Below are 17846 nucleotides of genomic sequence, written 5' to 3' on the forward strand. Positions count from 1 at the left end.
ACACTCGAAGATGAACACCACCAACCGACGCGGCTTTCTGGAGGCGCTGGGCAGGGTCAGCATGGGGGCCGCGGCTTCGGTCGCCGGCGCCGCCCATGCCGGGGGTGCCGCCCATGCCGCGGGTGCCGCCGCTGAAACCGGCCCGAAATGGGGCATGGTGGTCGATCTGCGCAAATGCATCGGCTGCCAGGCCTGCACGGTCGCCTGCATCATGGAAAACGACGTGCCCGAGGGGGCGTTCCGCACCCATGTCTCGGTCTATGAGGTGCTGCAGGATGGCGGCGACCCGGCCATGGTCATGCTGCCGCGCCTGTGCAACCACTGCGAAAACCCGCCCTGCGTCCCGGTCTGCCCGGTCGATGCCACCTTCAAGGTCGAAGGCACGGGCGAGGTGCTGGTCGATGCCAGCCGCTGCGTCGGCTGCGCCTATTGCGTGCAGGCCTGCCCCTATGACGCGCGGTTCATCAACCACGAGACCCAGGTCGCGGACAAATGCACCTTTTGCTATCACCGCACCGCCGTCGGCCTGCTGCCGGCCTGTGTCGAGACCTGCGTCGGCGGCGCCCGCAACTTCGGCGATCTGAACGACGCCGACAGCGAGGTGTCGCGGATGCTGGCCGAGAACCCGGTCTCGGTGCTGCGGCCGGAAATGCACACCAATCCGAACGTCTATTACATCGGGCTCGATGAAGCGTTGCAGGGGCGCGTGGCCGGTGAGGCCGCCTATCGCCCGCCGCTGAACCTGCCCGCCGATCACGTCTGAGGGGGATGATCTGATGCAGGTTCACGAGCTTGTCGGGACCGTTCACGAGGCCGCTTGGCTGCCTTGGGCGGTGCAATATTTCTTTCTGATCGCAATCTCCACCACGGCGCTGCTGATGACGCTGCCGGTGCTGGCGCTGGGGCGGCAGGGCTCTCTGCCGCTGGCCCGGCTGGCGCTGATGGTGGCCGTCACCACCGGCATCACCGCGCCGGTGGCGCTGCTGGCCGACCTTCACCAGCCGTTCCGCTTCTGGCATTTTTACGCCTTCCCCAATCTGCGGTCGTGGATGGCCTGGGGCGCGTGGTTCGTGCCCGGCTATGTCGCGCTGCTGCTGGGCTTTGCCTGGGCGGTCCATCGCCCGCAGTTTCACGCCATGGGCCAGCGCGACTGGCGCTTTGCCTGGCTGTTCCGCTGGCTGAGCCTGAATGGCGCGGGCAACGGCTTCGCGCCGCTGCTGGGGATCGGTGCGGGCGTCCTGGCGCTGATCGTGCTGCTCTATACCGGGGTCGAGGTCTTCGTCGTCCGCTCTCGCCCGCTGTGGAACACGCCCTTCCTGCCGCTGCAGTTCCTTGCCACCGGCTTTGTCGGCGCGCTGGGGGTGATGCTGGTCCTGGGCCGCGCGCTGCACTCTGGCCCGGCGGTCGAGACGCGGCTGAACCGCCTGCTGGCGATGTGGCTGCTGCTGGTCGCGGGGCTGGGGGCGGCGTGGTTCATCGTCTCGATGTCGGGGCTGAGCCCGCGTCACAGCGAGGCGCTGGCCTCGGTCGCGGGCTTTGTCGTCTGGCAGCGCATCGCGATCTGGGGCGCGCTGACCATCGCGGTCACGCTGCTGGTGGCGCTGGTCTGGCCGCATCGCAGCGGCTGGGTCACCGGGCTGCTGGCGATCCACGCCGCCTGGATGTTTCGCTGGGTGGTGTTCATGGGCGGTCAGGCCGTGCCCAAGGTCGGCTCGGGTCTGTATGACGCGCTGATGCCGACCGGGATCGACGGGCTGATGGGGGTCATCGGGACCTTCGGCCTGTGGCTGTTCCTGCTGATCGCCTACACCACCTTCATTCCCTGGGACGAGGCCACCGCGCCCGCGCGACCCGCGCGCCTGCGCCCTGCGCCCGTCCCGGCCCGCCCTGTGTAAGGAGACATCCCATGTCCACACGTCGCAACATCCTGAAAGGCGCCGCTGCCACCGGGGCGCTGGCCACCTTCGGCGCGGGCTATGCCGACACCGCCCGCAACCTGGTCAAGGGCAAATGGGCGGGCGCCGTGCCCGCCAGCGCCCTGACCGGCAACTCGCAGGCGCCGGAATTCAGCATCGACCCGGTGACCGGCGATCTGGAACTGAACCCCGACATCGCGGTCAGCTATGCGATGTGCATCGGCTGCACGACCATGTGCGGGGTGCGCGTCAAGATCGACCGCAAGGAAAACCGCGTGCTGCGGGTGACCGGCAACCCCTATAGCCCGCTCAGCACCAAAGATTATCTGCCCTATGAAACGCCGGTCCGCGACAGCTTCAAGGCGATGGCGCAGGTGGGCGCGCGTCAGGGTCACGGCGCGCGGTCGACCGCCTGCGGGCGCGGCAATGCGGTGCTGCAGCAGGTCGAGAACCCGCGCCGCGTGCTGCAACCGCTGAAGCGTGTCGGCCCGCGTGGTTCGGGCGAGTGGCAGACGATCAGCTTTGAGCAGCTGGTTGCGGAAATCTGCGACGGCGGCGATCTGTTCGGCGAAGGCCGCGTCGCCGGCCTGCGCGAGATCCGCGATCTGGACACCCCGATCCGCGCCGACGCGCCCGAGATGGGGCCGCGCGCCAACGGTCTGGCGATGCTCAGCTCGGTCGATGACGGGCGCGACGTGATGAACCTGCGCTGGCTGAAGCAGGGCTTCGGCTCGACCAACTATGTCCGCCACGGCTCTTATTGCGGCGGCTCGTATCGGTCGGGGTCGGGGGCGCTGTTCGGGGACGTCAAGAAGATGCCCCACGCCAAGCCCGATTTCAGCGAGGCAGAGTTCATCCTGTTCGTCGGCACCGCGCCGGGCAACGCCGGCAACCCCTTCAAGCGCATCGGCGCGCTGCTGGCCGAGGCGCGCAGCACCGGCAAGCTGGATTATGTCGTCGTCGATCCGGTGCTGAACAACGCCGACAGCGGCCCCTCGGGTCAGCGCGCGCGCTGGCTGCCGATCATCCCGGGCACCGACGGCGCGCTGGCCATGGGCATCATCCGCTGGATGTTCGAAAATGACCGCGTCAACCAGCCCTATCTGGCCCAGCCAAGCGCCGACGCGGCCGAGGCGGCGGGCGAGGCGAACTGGACCAACGCCACCCATCTGGTCATCACCGACCCCGACCACCCCCGCATCGGCCGGCATCTGCGCGGCTCTGACCTGGGGCTGACGGTCGAGGGCGAGGCTTACGGCGAGGCCGACCCCTATACCATCGCCGCTGCGGGCGGGGCCGAAGCCGCGGGCGACCGCGCCGCGCCGCTGTTCTTTCAGGGCCGGATTGAGACGCCGCAGGGCCCGGTCGAGGTCGCAACCGGCCTCAGCCTGCTGCGGGCCGAGGCGATGTCACGCAGCCTGGACGACTATGCCGCCGATTGCGGCATCTTGGCCGCGACCATCGCCGATCTGGCGAACCGGCTGACCAGCCACGGCCGCAAGGCCGCCGTCAACAGCCATGGCGGCATGATGAGCGGCTCTGGCTTCTACAACGCCTGGTCGCTGATGACGATCAACGCGCTGATCGGCAACCTGAACCACAAGGGCGGGACGGTCATCTCGGGCGGCTGGTTCCCGGACAGCAAGGGTCCGGTCTATGATCTGGAAACCGTGCAGAACGAGGTGGTGCCGACCGGCCTGCCTCTGGGCCGGAACGTGCCGTATGAAAAGACCTCGGCCTTCAAGGCGGCGAAGGCGGCGGGCAAGCCCTATCCGGCGAACTCGCCTTGGTATCCCAACGCGCCGGGGCTGGCGACCGAATGGTTCGCCTCGATGCTGGGCGGCGATCCTTACGGCGTCGAGGCGCTGTTCCTGCGCAACGCCAACCCCGTCTATGGCATCGGCGGCATCCAGCACATGCTGGACAAGCTGCGCGATCCGGCGGTGGTGCCGCTGATCGTGGCCATCGACCCCTTCATCAACGAAAGCTCGGCGCTGGCCGATTACATCGTGCCCGATACGGTGATGTATGAAAGCTGGGGCTTCGCCAAGCCGTGGAATGGGGTGCCGACCAAGGTGACGACGGCGCGCTGGCCGGTGATCGAACCCCGCGTCGGCCGCACCGCCGAGGGCGTGCCGATCGATTCCGACATGTTCCTGATCGCGCTGGCCAAGCGGCTGGACCTGCCCGGCTTTGGCGAGAACGCGATTCCCGACGCGGACGGCAATCTGCACCCGCTGAACCGGCCCGAGGATTTCTATCTGCGCGGCGCGGTCAACGTGGCCTCGCTGGGAACGCCGGTCGCGGATGCCAGCGACGACGATATCGAGGTCTCGGGCGTGACGCGGATTCTCGACAGCCTGCAATCGGTGCTGCGCCCGGACGAATGGCGGCGCGCGGCCACCATCTATGCCAAGGGCGGCCGCTACGAGAACAAGAGCCAGAGCCACGAGGGCGAACTGGCCCGCCACCGCTGGCAGCAGCCCCTGCAGATCTATAACGAGGGCGTGGGTGCGGCGAAAAACGCCATGACCGGCCAGCGCAGCCCCGGCACGGCAGGCTGGCGCGAACCGGTCTTTGCCGATGGCACGCCGGTCGCGCAGCACTACCCGGCGGGCGAATGGCCGCTGAAGGTGGTCAGCTTCAAGTCGCCGCTTCAGAACTCGTATTCCGTGGGCGCCAAGGTGCTGCTGCGGATCGTGGGGTCCAACCCGGTCCATGTCGGGTCGGCGGTGGCCGAGGCACATGGGCTGTCCACCGGCGACCGGGTGCGGCTGTCGACGCCGGGCGGCAATCTGGAAACCGAGGTGGTGGTCCGCGAAGGCGTCGCCCCCGGCACCATCGCCATCGAGCACGGCTTTGGCCACCGCGCCTTCGGCGCCTCCGACATCACCATCGACGGCAACGTGACCCCGGCCGACCCAAGGCTGGCCAGCGGCGTGTCGCAGAACGATCTGGGGATGCTGGACCCGACGCGGAACCAGCCGGGCGTCTGGGTCGATCCGATCTCGGGCGCGACGGTGCGGCAGGGCCTGCCGGCGCGGATTGAGCGGATCTGAGCGAAGGAAACAAGCAAAGGCCCGGCAGCAGAGGTGCTGCCGGGCCGTTGGCGTTTCGGGGTGGGGTGGGACCTAATCAACTGTCAGTGTGGCAGGCTCACGCACAGTCTGAAACAGTGATGCTGACTGGAACCGCAGCGATTAGCCGCAGACCGGCCTCGCTCAGGCCGCCAAGGCCTGCGTCAGGCTCGCATCCGGCAGTTTCGCGCAGGCGGCTTCGATGCTGGCGCGGTCGGGCATCAGGCAGGCGGCGGTCGAGAGGCCGTCGGCGATTGCGGCCAGTCCGGCCGTCACCGTGACCGAGCCCCAGACCGCGCCCGCAGGCTGACCCCTGCGGGGGTCGAGGATATGCCCCGCCTTGCCGTCGAAGCTGGTGCCCATGGGCGAGGACGTGGCCATGGCGCGGTCGCGCAGCGTGGCGGTGGCGCCGCCGGGCAGGGTGGCTTCCCACTCGCGGTCGGGGGCGCGGCGGCCCATGGCGCGGAACTCGCCGCTGTCGATGAAGACATCGCCCAGCCCGCGCGCGGTCATCAGCGCCGCCACCCGGTCGGCGATATAGCCCTGCGCGATGCCGTTCAGCGTCAGCGCCGCCCCCTGCGGCAGCGCGATGCGGTCGGTCCCGACGCTAACCCGCTGCCAGCCGGTGACATTTCGCGCGGCGGTCAATTCGGCGGCCGTAGGCTGCCGTCCCTCGGCCGCGGCACGCGCCCAGGCGGCCCAGAGCGGTTGCACGCTTGGGTCGAACAGCCCGTCGGTCACGCGATGGATCTGCCCGGCCAGCGACAGGCATTCGACCAGTTCCAGCGCCGGGGCCTCAAGCGCGCCGTCGCGGTTCAGGCGCGACAGCTGCGACTGGGCGTCGAACAGGCTGAAGACCTGCTCGAGCCGCGCGATCTCGGCACGCGCGGCGTCCAGATGCGCCTGCGCGTCGGGGGCGGCGATGGCGATGGTCGCGGCCGAGCCGATGGCCGTGCCGCGCCAGACCGAGAGCTGCTCGGCCGCCGGTGATGCGGCGGCAAACGCTGCGCCGGGCAGCGCGCTGGCGCCGGCGAGACCGGCGGTGATGGTCAGAAAGCGGCGACGTTTCATGGCTTTACCTCGTTCGATAGGGCGCGCAGGCGGGCGGCGTAGTCGCCCTGATCCTGCGGGCTTTCAGGTTCGGCGCCGACCGGGGCCAGGGCCGCGCTGTCGGGGATCTCGGCCAGTTGCATGACCGAGCCGCCATGCTGATCGGCAAAGGCATCGGCATCGGCGCGCTGGCTGAAGGGCACGATCTCGGGCGCGCCCATCCCGCCGGCCCGGGCCGAGCCTACGACATAGAACGCATCCTCGGCCCGCATCCAGTTGTCCACGCCGGGATGTTCCCAGCTTGGCGCCTGCGACATGTCGTTGACATAGGCGACGACGATCTCGTGGCTTTGCTCGGGCATCCGCTGATAGGCGACGACGTCGCGGACCTGGCTGAAGAACAGCGGCGACAGCACGTCCTTGAGCCAGATCTGCCCCTTGGGGCCGGGATGTTCCAGCACGTTCATCTGGCAGAAATGCCCGACCGCGCTTTCGGTCATGGTCGCGGGTTCGGGCAGGGCTGCGGTTTCGGTCCGGCAGGCGGCCAGCAGCAGCAGGGCAAGGATCGCACCCCTCATGGCGTCACCTTGCGGAACGCGGCCCAGGCGGCGGCAAAGGCGGCCAGCACCCAAGCCAGCATCGCGGCAAGCGCGGCCAGCGGCGAGATCGCGTTCGCCGCCCCGCCCAGACCGGCGGCGGCGGCCGTGGCTTCGGAGGCAGCGAGGTTATACAGCCGGAAGGCATCCGCCGGGTTGGCCAGCAGCAGCGCGGGCAGTGCGCGGGTGGTGAAGGCGCCGCCGCCATCGGCCACGACCGCGGCCAGCAGCCCCAGATCATACAGCACCACCAGCCCCAGCCACAGCCCGATCGCCAGCCCCGCCGCGCCCGAGGGACGCCGCGCCAGCGAGGACAGCGCATAGCCAAGCGCGATGAAGATCAGCCCCAGCACGGCGGACGTCCAGAACAGCCGCAGCAGCGCCGGCAGCCCACTGACGGCCGAGCGGTCGGCGAGGAACGCGGCGATCCCGGCCAGACCGTAACCCACGGCCAGCGCCACGGCGAGCACCGCCAGATGCGCCAGCGCCTTGCCGGCCAGCACCTCGGCGCGGGTGACGGGATAGGTCAGCAGCAGGGGCAGGGTGCCACGCTCGACCTCGCCCGCGACGGCGTCAAAGGACATCAGCAGCGCCACCAGCGGCACCAGATAGACGGCAAGGCTGGTCAGGCTGGCGACCACCACCGACAGCCGGTCTGCGCCAAGCGCGCCGGTGGGGGCAGAGCCCGCCGCCGACAGCACCAGCGAAAACACCGCCATCAGCAGGACCGCGATGGCCACCCAACGGTTGCGCAGCGCGATGCGGAACTCGGTTCCGGCGAGGGAGAGGATGCGGTTCATGCGGCCTCGCTTTCAGCGGGGCGGCTGAAATGGGTATAGATGTCTTCAAGGGTGGGGGGCGCGATGTCCACATCCTCGACCGCCGCACCCAGCTGCGCGATCCGACCCAGCGTCGTCAGCTTGTCGGTCTGGGCCACGGACAGCGTCAGCATCCGCCCGTTCACCACCGCCTGCGGCAGGCCCGCGCGCACGGTGCCCTCGTCGCGCGGTGTGATCGTCACCGTCACCGGCAGATCGGCGCGGCGGCGCAATTCGGCGATGCTGCCCTCGGCCACCATGACGCCGCGCGACAGGATCGCGATGCGGTCGGTGCGGGCCTCGACCTCGGTCAAGGCGTGAGAAGAAAGCAGGATCGCCGTCCCCTGCGTCGCCAGATCGTCGAGCAGCGCATAAAAGCCGCGCCGCGACACCGGGTCGAGGCCGCTTGTCGGCTCGTCCAGCACCATCAGCGCGGGCTGGCCGATCAGCGCCTGCGCCAGACCGACGCGCTGGCGCATGCCCTTGGAATAGGTGCCGATGCGGCGGTGCATGGCCTGCGCCAGATCCACACGCTCCAGCAGCTCTTCGGCCTTGCGCGGGTCGTGGCCGCGCAGCCGCAGGTAATGGCGCACCGTCTCGGCCCCGGTCAGCGCCGGGTGAAAGGCCACGTTTTCGGGCAGATAGGCGGTCGCCTGCCGCGCGGCGCGGCTGCCGGGCGCGGCACCGGCGACGCTGACGCTGCCGCTGTCGAAATCGATCAGGCCCAGGATGATCTTCATCATGGTGGATTTGCCGGCGCCGTTATGGCCCAGCAGGGCGACGCGCTGGCCGGGTTCGACCGTCAGCGACACGTCAGACAGTGCAGCGACCCCGCCGAACCGCTTAGTGAGCTGCAAGAGGGTCAATCTCGGGTTCATCGTAATTTCCTGAAAGCCAAGGAGGGTTGGCCGCGTCTTCCATCGCGGCCACATCGTCGGGCACCGCGATCTCGGGTGCCGTCATCAGCGGAAAACTGTCCAGGACGCCACCGGGCAGGGTGGCCGGAAAGCTGGATTGCGACCAGCGGATCAGCGCCACGGCCGGGCTGCCGGTCAGCAGCGCAGCGGCGGGTTGCGACCACAGGATATGGTCCATCAGATCGTTGGGGCGAAAGGCGCTGTCGGCGATGCCGTCGCCGTTCAGATCGAAGGCCGGGTGGTCGGACCAGTAATTGCCGCGCCCCTCGACCGACCATTCCAGATCGCGGCTGCCGACATATTTGACCTGGTTACGATTGCCGAGGAATCCGTTGCCGGTGAAGCCGTTACGCTCGGACCCGGCGGTGAAGTGGATGCCGATATCGCAGCCCTGATAGACATTGCCCGCGATCAGGTTCTTGTGCGCGTTATAGATGAAGGTGCATTTCTCGACCCCGCCGCGGACCAGATTGCCCACCACGTCGCCGCCATTGGCGAAGTTCAGCATCACGCCGTGGCTGCGGTCGCGCAGGGACATATTGTTCAAGACCTGCACGCGGTCGGAATACATGATCGCATAGCCCAGGTGATTGCCGATCGAGACATTGCCCGAGACCTCGGAATCATGGGTGTACATATAGTGGACGGCAAAGCGCAGGTCGCGGAACAGGTTGTTGCGGAACATGTTGCGGCGCGAGCTGTTGGCGAAGATGCCGTCGCGGCCATAGCGGATGTCGTTGCCGTCGATCTCGGCGCCGGGCGCGTTCCAGACATAGATGCCGTTGCCGCGGTCGTTCATGCGGTGGTCGCGGCGGCCGATGATGGTGTTGCCGCGCACGATGCTGTCTTCGGCACCGTGGATGTCGACGCCGTACAGATTGCCCTCGATCCGGTTGTTCTCGACCAAAGCGCGGTGGGCATCGCGGGTCAGTTGCACGCCGCTGTCGATGTCGCCATGCGACGACCCCGATCCGGTCAGCGTCAGGCCGCGGATCACCACGTCATCGGCGGTCACCTGAATGACCGAGCCGCGTCCGCCTGCGTCGATCCGGGCGGCGCCGTCGCCGCCATCCAGCGTCAGCGCCTTGTCGATCACCACCGGCCCACGATGCAGGCCGGGGGCAAGTTTCAGCACATCGCCGGGCGAGGCCGCGGCGATGGCACGCGCCAGCCCCGTGCCGCCGGCGGTATCGCCGGCAGGCACCCCGATTTCGGCGGCCCCGGCAGGGACCGCCCAGATCAGGCAAAGGGCAAGCGCGCGGATCATCAGGCCGCCTTCGGCTTGACGAACATGCGGCCGCGCATTTCCATGTGCAGCGCGTGGCAGAACCACTGGCAGTAATACCAGTAGACGCCCGGCCGGGCGGCCACGAAGGTCACCGACGAGGTCTGCTGGGGGCTGATCTCCATCGCGACGCCGTGGTTGCCCATGGTGAAGCCGTGGGTCAGGTCGTCGATGTCGTCGAGGTTGGTGATGATCACCGTGACCTCGTCGCCCTGCTCGACCTCGAAGCTGTCCAGCGCGAAGGTCGGCGCCTGCGAGGACATGTAGACCCGGACCTTGTTGCCGTCGCGGATCACCGTGTCCTGCCAGTCGTCCAGATCGATGCCATCGGCCTCGGCCTGCTTGCGGGTCTCGGCCCACATCGGGTCCTGACGGTCCCAGACCGACTTGATCCCGGTCATGATCGAGCGGTGGACACCGATGGCGTCATGCGGCTCGGCAAAGTTGGGGCCGTCATGGACCAGCACCATCTCGTCGCTCGAAATGTCGATCAGCTGATCGTTTTCGGGCTTGAGCGGGCCGACGTTCAGGAACCGGTCCTTCGAGAATTTGGACAGGCAGACCAGCCATTTGCCGTCGGCGTCCAGGGTCTCGCCCATGGTCGTCTTGAGGTGGCCGGGCTGATACTGGACGTCCAGCTTCGAGATGATCGGATCGACATTCTCGCCGTTATGGGCGGCGATGGCCTTTTCGATGTTCCACTTGACCACCTGGCTGTCGAGGAACAGCGAGGTGAAGGCGTTGCCCGAACCGTCAAAGGCGGTGTGCAGCGGACCCAGACCCAGTTCGGGCTGCGCCACGATCACCGATTCCGGCTCTGCCTCGTCGTTGAACACGGGTTCCAGCTTGGTCACGTCGATCACGGTCACGGTCGGCGACAGCTTGCCCGCGATGCACAGGTGCTTCTTGTCGGGCGCCATGTTGCAGCCGTGGGGGTTGTTCGGCACCGGGATATAGCGGGTGTATTTCTTGGCCGCGTTTTCCTTGCGCCCGTCCAGGATCTTGACGCCGTTCAGCTCTTGATAATCGCCGGCTTCGATGCCTGCCTCGATGTTCGGGATGTTGAAGACGACGACGTGATCCAGCTCGGCCGAGGTCATCTCGGCCTGGGTCATGCCCATTTCCGAGTTGTAGCTGGTCGAGAAGGCGTATTTGCCCTCGTAATCGCAATCGGTGTTGTCGAGGTTGCCCGACACGATCACCTGCCATGCGACCTGCATGCTTTCGGTGTCGACCGCCGTGTAGATGTTCACATAGGTCGATTCGTCGTGCATCGTGCTGCCGTCATTGACCAGCGGGGCTTCATCCTCGCCGTTGCAGAACAGATATTTGGACGACGGCACCTTTTGCGGACGCATGCCGTGAATGGCCTTGGCGTTCGGGATTTCCAGGATCTTGTCGGTCTTCATCACGTCGCAGCGGACGCGCGCCACGCGGGTATTGGCCTTGTCCTGCATATACAGGTATTTGCCGTCATAGCGGCCGTCCGTATAGGACATGTGCAGGTGGTGCAGGTCGCCATTGTCATGCATTTCCTTGCCATTGGCCTCGAGGAAGGCCTTGGTCGCGGGCAGCATGTTTTCCTTGATGATCCGCTTGGACTCGTTGGTCTGGCCCCAGCCGGTGGCCGAGCAGCGGTTGAAGACCGGGATGCGCATCAGTTCGCGCATGGACGGGATGCCCAGGATGCGGACCTCGCCGGTCTGGCCAGAGGACCAGAAGCCGTAATATTCGTCCAGCTCGCCCGGCTTGGGGTTCCAGCTGGCGCCCTCGGTCGCGGCGGCGGCGGGCTTGGCGCCCCCGGTCAGCAGCGCGGCGGTGCCGCCGATGCCGACGCCGCCCAGGACGGCGCCGGTCGCGGTCGCGCCCAGCAGGCCGCGGCGGCTGATGCCGGATTTCGTGTGGTCGGTCATTGTCATGCTCCCTTGTGTTGCATGTTCGGATGATTGGACAGGCCCTCGCGCGGGGACAGGTCCGGCATGGGCGGTTTCGCCAGGCTGGCACGGCGCTTGTCGCGCTTGATGACGACCGGGCATTTCGTGTGGCTGTGATACAGAACCTGACAATGCATGCAGTTCAGGCATTCGTTCGGGTTGATCTCGCCGGTGGGGTGGATGGCCTGAACGAAGCACTCATTGGCGCAGGTCTGGCACGGGTTGCCACATTCCTTATAGCGTTTCAGCCAGTCGAACATCCGGATTCGTGCCGGGATCGCCAGACCGGCCCCCAGCGGGCACAGATAGCGGCAATAGAAGCGTTCGACGAAGAGCCCCGCCATCAGCAGGCCGACCGCATAGACCACAAAGGGCCAGGCGCGGACGAATTTCAGGATGATCGCGGTCTTGAACGGCTCGACCTCGGCCAGCCGCTCGGCATAATCCAGCGACGCCAGCGAGACGCCGAACAGGCCCAGGAAGATCATGTATTTCACCGGCCACAGGCGTTCATGCAGGCCCCAGGGCAGGGTGTATTGCGGGATGCCCAGCCGGCGGCCGATCTGGTTCAGCAGTTCCTGCAGCGCGCCAAAGGGGCACAGCCAGCCGCAATAGGCCCCGCGTCCCCAGAAGATCAGCGCCGCCGCCACCGCGAACCACAGGATGAAGGTCAGCGGGTCGAGCAGGAAGGCCTGCCACGAGAACCCCGTCGCCAGCGAGTTCGCCAGCGCCATGATGTTCACGACCGAAAGCTGCGCGTTCCACATCCAGCCCAGCACGACCAGCGTGACGGTCAGGAAGGACATGCGGAACCAATAGACCGCGCGTTCGGACCGGGTCAGGTATTCCTGGAAGAAGAAGGCCCCGGTCAGCACCGTCAGCATCGCCGTCAGCACGATGATCTGCGGCTTCTTGCCGTCCCAGATGCGCTTCCACAGCTGCGCCTGCGCGGTCGATTCGTCGGTCTTGGCAGCGTCCTGCGCGGCCGCGACCTCGGGCGTCGGGGGGACGGGCGCAAGCTCGGTCAGATAGCGCTCGGGCAGGCGGTAATCGAGGTCGAAGGTCAGGAACGCCTTTTCGATGGCCGCCACGTCGCGCTGGACCAGCAGCTGGATGCGGAAGGGCTGGGTCGGGTCGAACCCGCTATCCGCCGGGATGCGGAACAGGTCCATTTCCTTGAATTCGGGCGCGTCGGCAGGGGCCACGCTGGCGCGGCGGTGCTGCTTGTCGTGGAAGCGGACCGAGACGTCGCCCTGCACCAGCTGGATGCGGTCGAAGATGCCGCCCCGGACATAGCCCGAACCCTTGAAGCTATAGATCCCGCTGCCGACGATCAGCAGCGCGCTGTCGCCCTCTTCCAGCCAGCTTTCCAGGTTGGCATATTCCGCCGGTCCCAGCAGTGGCTGGCCAATGGTCGGCAGGCTGACCAGGGCCGCGTGCATGTCGATGAAGCTGGCCTCGGGCGGCTCGTTGATTGGGCGCTGCGAGGCGCGGGTGTCGGGGTGGGCATCGAAGGCTTCGTTGATCTCGCCCACGGTCAGGGACAGCTTGCGCACGGTGCCGTCGCCCTCGGCCTCGGCCCAGCTGTCCACCGGTTCGGCATCGGCGTTGATCTCGTATTGCGGGCCGGTAGATTCGGCCTCGACGGACAGCCCGCCCAGACCCAGCGCCCGCGCCACCTGCAGGCCGGAACGCACGATGGAATCGTCGATGACCATGACCGTCACGGTCGCGCCGGAGATGATGTTCAGATCATGCGCCGAGCCGCCCGCCGCGGCCTCGGCCACCAAATCGAGACCGGCGTAATCGGCCGCCAGCGCCCGCATCTTGGCGTCGGGAATCCCGATCAGCACGATGGGTTCCGAGTGCTTGACCAGCTTGACGCCCAGCACCTTGGCATCCGGGCCGACAGCAACAAGGGTGTGGATGGGTTTGCCCGAATAGCCGGTCGTGCCGACGAAATCGCTGGTCACGAAGGCCCAGCCAATGGTCTCGCCGCCCTTCAGCACCGGCGCGATGGGCATGTCGTCACGGATCGGGCCGAAGCTGTCGGCACCCGGCGCCAGTTCGGCGGCGCTTTCCTCGGGCAGGAACTGCGACAGGACCGATGCCGCCGAGGCTGGCAGGATCAGGACCAGCGAAAGCAACAGGGAGAGGGCGAAAGCGGCGGCAAAGCGGTAAGCGATAGTCATATGGTATCCTGCGGCGACGGGGGCCCTCGCGCGGGGCAGTGACGTGGCGTTGCGGAATGAAGGATCTGCACCGGCGCCACGGGGCGCGGCAGCGCGGTCGCGGTGGGCCGGGCCGCCGCCCTTTGGGCGGTGGGCGGTGGGGCGGCGTGGACGAGGCAGGCCGCGCAATGGCCCTGTTCGCACGCGTCGTCTGAAACCGGGGTGCCGTTCTGGTCGACGCGAATCGTCTGCGCGCCAGCGTCACCGCAAATCGTGACCAGCTGCGTGCCCGCCATGGCCGCCCCGGCCGGGACGGCGAGGGCAAGGCACAAGGCGGTGACGATCATCAAGACGCGGCGCAGCGATTCCATGGCGCAAACATAGAAGCGGCGCGCCCGATGGCATTGATCTAGGTCAACGCTGGAATCGCCGGCGGCCTGCGCCCGCCCGCCGCTATTCGATGGGAAAGCCGGTCTCTTGCAGGAACAGCCAGATCTCGCGGTTCAGCTCGGACAGGTCCTGGATCACGGTGTCGATGCGGCGCAATTCCTCGTCATCCAGCGCCTCGCGCGCGCCCATGCGGATGCGGTCGCGGCGGTCCGCGATGCGCATGAGGATGGTCGAGATCGAGCCATCCTCGGCAAAGGACCAGATGCTGTGATTGTAACGATTGCGCGAGGCCGACAGCCGCGAGAAGCGTCCCATCAGCGGCAGCAGCCGGTCGCGCAGCGCGCTGTCGGTGCCGTCCAGCTTGGCCAGCCGCTCGACCAGATCGACGCGGCCCTTGGTCCCGCCAAGCGACAGGAACACCACCACCGACTGCTGCTGCGTCATGCCGGTCAGCCCGGCGATCAGGTGGATCAGCAGGCTTTCGGTATTGCTCCAGACATAGTTCAGCCGCCCGACGCGCAGCAGGACATCATCCAGCCGGGCCTGCATCTCGGCCGGGTCGGGGGTGGGCTGGGCAGGCTTTTCGGGGGCGCTCATCAGCGGATCGACCGGAACCGCATGGCCGCCTCGGTCCGGTTGCTGGCACCCAGACGGCGGTTGGCGTTGTGCAGGTGCAGCTTGACCGTGTGTTCCGACAGGCCAAGCGTGGCGGCGATTTCCTTGTTGCAGCGCCCTTCGGAGACGAGCTTCATCACCTCGCGCTGGCGCGGGGTCAGGGTGATGTCCAGCCGCGCGCCGTCATCACCATCAGGCACCGGGGGCGGGGCGTGATGGACCACATGCGGGCAGACATAGACCCCGCCATGCAGAATCAGCCGCAGAATCGTCACCCACAGATCGAGTCGCGTGTTCAGCGCGAAGACGCTGCCGTTCCGGGGCGCGAGCACGGTGCGATAGCTGGTCGCGGCATAGCCGATCGAGTTGTAGGCAAGCGCCAGCGCCGTCCAGTGCAGCGCGTTCAGCTGTTCCAGCTGGCTGTCGGTCAGGCTGCCAAGTGTCTGTTCATCCATGACAACCAAATTGGGCGCGCGGTCCTGGGTGGCGGCGAAATCGGTCAGAAAGTCGGGGTCCGGCACCACCGAAAGCTGCACATCGTCCAGATCCTGCCCCGTGGCGGCGATCAATCTGGGCGAGAAGTTGGATGATTTTCCGACAAACAGGACTGAGGGAGTTCCAGGCGCACAGGTCTGCTCGCCGCGATCCGGCATAGACATCTCTCCTCCCCGGAACTAGTGACCCACACAGCAGATGACGAATGTTAACACATTGGCAAGAAATTTCCAGCTTTCCGCGGAACTGGGTGAATCGCCTGCACAAAGACATCGTCAATTCGGTCAGGAATGACCTAGCCGAATGAACTAGTCCTACAATGGCCCCCGCGCCCCGGATCATTTGCCCCCACCATAGCAATTCGACCAGGGGGACTAATTCCCCGGACCATAAGTCATAGGCCGAGCGGGTTAGTCTCTATTTCCGGCTATTAACAATTTCTGAACGGCGTTTACTCTACTCTCAGCGGATCTGGCATTTGCAACGCCGGGACGCGCCGTTTCAGCCGAAGTGGGGGTTGAATCTGGAAAGCAGCGGAAATCGGACAGACGCGCCGCGAATGCGGTGAGCAGTTGCTCGGCGACTGGGCGGTCCCGCTATATCCACTGTGAAACGAACGGGCGGCTTGTGATTTATTTGGCCATGCCCGTTCAAACTTGGGAGCGAGTAACATGGCTGGTAGCCGCAACATGAACCTGTTCACCCTGCCCACGCACGGTCTTCCGCACGGGCCGGGACATCCAAGCCACGGATCTGGTTCGCAGAACCAGGATCAGAACCAGGATCAGACCCAAAGTCAGACGAACAATTCTGACAACAACAACGACAACGACAATACCAATGGCAATGCCAGCGGTAACCTGAATGGCAACGCCAACGGGAATCTGAACGGCAATCTCAACCTGAACGGGAATGTCGCGCATAACGGTGCTGGCAACAGCGCCAATAACGGTGCCAATAACGGCGCCCATAACGACGCCATGAACAACTCGTTCAATGGCGCCAAGAACTATTCGGACAACGCCGCGAATAACGGCGCGTCGAATACGGCCAACAACAACAGCAACTCCAATACCAACGCCAACAACAATGCGACGAACAGTTCGACGCAGGACACCGATGTCAATACGGCGGTGAATACGGCGGTCAATACCACCGTGAACACCAATGTCGATTTCGGGTTGGATGGCTGGGTGCCGACCGACAATGATTTTGCCGATCTCGACTTCAACAACTTCAGCGGCACGATGGGCAACCTGAACATCATCCGCGACGGCAAGATGAACACCCACGACACCAACATCGAGAACCTGCTCAACAACTCGTTGAACGGGGCCGGGAACGATTCGGCCAACGTCCTGTCGCAATCCTCGAACCTGCGCGACAACGACACGCTGAACAACCCGAACGTGTCGAATGACGGTGGCACGTTCAACCAGAACGGCGACAGCACGGGCGGCACCGCCACGGCTGAAGACGGCATCGACGCCGATCCGATCGGTGGCACCGGTGGCGCTGCGGGCAATGCCAATGGCGGCAGCGGCTCGGCACGGGCCAGCGGCGGTGACGGCGATGCCGAAGGCGCAAGCGCCCGCACCGGCAATGGTGGCAGCACCAGCGCCGAGGCTGGCAACGCGACGGGCGGCGACGCCACGGCCGCGGCGCTGGCAGCCGGGATCGGCGGCACCGCGAATGGCGCAGCCGGTGGCGCGCTGGGCGTGGGTGTCGGCGCGGGCCTCGGCGGTGACGCCGATGGCGGTCAGGCCGCAACCATCGGCGCGACCGGTGCTCTGGGTGCCGGCATGGGCGGCGACGGCGCGGATGGCGGCGACAGCGGTGACGCTGGCGACGGCGGCGATGCCGGCGACGGCGGAGCCGGTGGCGCGGCCACCAGCGCGGGTCTGGGCCTTGGCCTGGTCGGGCTGGGCAACCTGGGCGACAGCAATGGCGGTGACGGCGGGGCCAGCAATGGCGACGGCGCTGCCGGCGGCGGTGTCGGCGCAGGCGGCAACGGCGGGGCGGGTGCCGGCGGCTACGGCCTTGGCGCCGCGGCGACCGACATCGACACCCTGATCGGTGAAGCTCTGGCCGGCGACGGCATGGGCGCCGGGATGGGCAATGCGATGGGCATGGGCGGCGACGGCGGCAGCGCCGGCGGCGCTGGCACCGGGATGGCTGCGGCCATGGCGGGTGACGCCATGGGCGGCTCGACCGGTGCGACCTCGGGCGGCGGAACCGGCAGCGCTTCGGCGGATGGCGGCACGGCCTGGGGCGGCGATGCGATGAACTTCGACAGCGGCAATGGCGCCATGGGCGGTCAGGTGATGACCGGCAATGGCGGCTGGGCCGATGCCGGAAGCTGGGGCTCGGGCAATGGCGATGACGGCTACGTCAACGGCTACTCGAACGCTTCGGCGGATGCGCTGCTGAACACCAGCGCGTTCAACCAGAGCATCGTCATGGGCGCCAACGTACTGGGCAACACGGTCGACATGACCGTGGTCGGCGGCAACATGTCGTCCACCATGGTCGGCGACGACGACATGTCCTGACCCTCGCCCACGAAAAGACCCTGCGCGACA

14 protein-coding genes are annotated in these 17846 nt (G+C 66.9%); 4 read left to right on the forward strand and 10 right to left on the reverse strand.

The features are described from left to right. Window positions 1–10: 10 nt before the first annotated feature. The 3 genes from dsrO to CYR75_RS14555 are packed head-to-tail and all read left to right on the forward strand — an operon-like array spanning window position 11 to window position 4975. The gene (dsrO, locus tag CYR75_RS14545; RefSeq protein ID WP_101500692.1) at window positions 11–763 is read left to right on the forward strand and encodes a sulfate reduction electron transfer complex DsrMKJOP subunit DsrO; all 753 of its coding nucleotides are present in this window, start codon (window positions 11–13) and stop codon (window positions 761–763) included. A 13-nt stretch (window positions 764–776) separates the two neighbouring features. Beyond that, entirely contained in the window at window positions 777–1895 is a 1119-nt protein-coding gene (nrfD, locus tag CYR75_RS14550; protein ID WP_101500693.1) for an NrfD/PsrC family molybdoenzyme membrane anchor subunit, read from the forward strand. Window positions 1896–1906: 11 nt separating this feature from the next. Continuing rightward, entirely contained in the window at window positions 1907–4975 is a 3069-nt protein-coding gene (locus CYR75_RS14555) for a molybdopterin dinucleotide binding domain-containing protein (RefSeq protein WP_101500694.1), read from the forward strand. Window positions 4976–5137: 162 nt separating this feature from the next. Here the strand turns inward: CYR75_RS14555 and CYR75_RS14560 are convergent, their stop codons facing one another. The 10 genes from CYR75_RS14560 to CYR75_RS14605 form a co-directional block, all read right to left on the reverse strand. Further along, a complete protein-coding gene (locus tag CYR75_RS14560; RefSeq protein WP_101500695.1) occupies window positions 5138–6064 on the reverse strand; it encodes an FAD:protein FMN transferase in 927 nt (308 codons plus the stop codon). After that, window positions 6061–6621, reverse strand: a complete 561-nt coding sequence (locus CYR75_RS14565; RefSeq protein WP_101500696.1) for a nitrous oxide reductase accessory protein NosL — start codon at window positions 6619–6621, stop codon at window positions 6061–6063. The genes CYR75_RS14560 and CYR75_RS14565 overlap by 4 nt, the downstream gene beginning before the upstream one ends. Continuing rightward, on the reverse strand, window positions 6618–7439 hold the full coding sequence (locus CYR75_RS14570) for an ABC transporter permease (protein ID WP_101500697.1): 822 nt from the start codon (window positions 7437–7439) through the stop codon (window positions 6618–6620). Before CYR75_RS14570 ends, CYR75_RS14565 begins: the two co-directional genes overlap by 4 nt. Continuing rightward, window positions 7436–8335, reverse strand: a complete 900-nt coding sequence (locus tag CYR75_RS14575) for an ABC transporter ATP-binding protein (RefSeq protein ID WP_101500698.1) — start codon at window positions 8333–8335, stop codon at window positions 7436–7438. Before CYR75_RS14575 ends, CYR75_RS14570 begins: the two co-directional genes overlap by 4 nt. Beyond that, window positions 8301–9641 (reverse strand): nitrous oxide reductase family maturation protein NosD, encoded by a 1341-nt coding sequence (locus tag CYR75_RS14580; protein WP_101500699.1) that lies wholly within the window; start codon window positions 9639–9641, stop codon window positions 8301–8303. Before CYR75_RS14580 ends, CYR75_RS14575 begins: the two co-directional genes overlap by 35 nt. Further along, the gene (nosZ, locus tag CYR75_RS14585; protein WP_101500700.1) at window positions 9641–11572 is read right to left on the reverse strand and encodes a TAT-dependent nitrous-oxide reductase; all 1932 of its coding nucleotides are present in this window, start codon (window positions 11570–11572) and stop codon (window positions 9641–9643) included. Before nosZ ends, CYR75_RS14580 begins: the two co-directional genes overlap by 1 nt. Window positions 11573–11574: 2 nt before the next feature. Beyond that, a complete protein-coding gene (locus CYR75_RS14590; RefSeq protein ID WP_101500701.1) occupies window positions 11575–13785 on the reverse strand; it encodes a NosR/NirI family protein in 2211 nt (736 codons plus the stop codon). Next, window positions 13782–14135 (reverse strand): hypothetical protein, encoded by a 354-nt coding sequence (locus tag CYR75_RS14595; protein ID WP_101500702.1) that lies wholly within the window; start codon window positions 14133–14135, stop codon window positions 13782–13784. Before CYR75_RS14595 ends, CYR75_RS14590 begins: the two co-directional genes overlap by 4 nt. Before the next feature lie 82 nt (window positions 14136–14217). Next, complete coding sequence (locus CYR75_RS14600) at window positions 14218–14751, reverse strand: hypothetical protein (RefSeq protein ID WP_225972760.1); 534 nt, start codon at window positions 14749–14751, stop codon at window positions 14218–14220. Further along, entirely contained in the window at window positions 14751–15338 is a 588-nt protein-coding gene (locus CYR75_RS14605; protein ID WP_158644674.1) for a helix-turn-helix transcriptional regulator, read from the reverse strand. Before CYR75_RS14605 ends, CYR75_RS14600 begins: the two co-directional genes overlap by 1 nt. A 597-nt stretch (window positions 15339–15935) precedes the next feature. On the opposite strand from CYR75_RS14605, the gene CYR75_RS14610 reads away from it, so the two are divergent. Continuing rightward, window positions 15936–17816, forward strand: coding sequence for a hypothetical protein (locus tag CYR75_RS14610; protein WP_158644675.1), 1881 nt, complete (start codon window positions 15936–15938; stop codon window positions 17814–17816). Window positions 17817–17846: the final 30 nt, after the last annotated feature.

Source organism: Paracoccus jeotgali, from assembly GCF_002865605.1.
GTDB lineage: Bacteria > Pseudomonadota > Alphaproteobacteria > Rhodobacterales > Rhodobacteraceae > Paracoccus > Paracoccus jeotgali.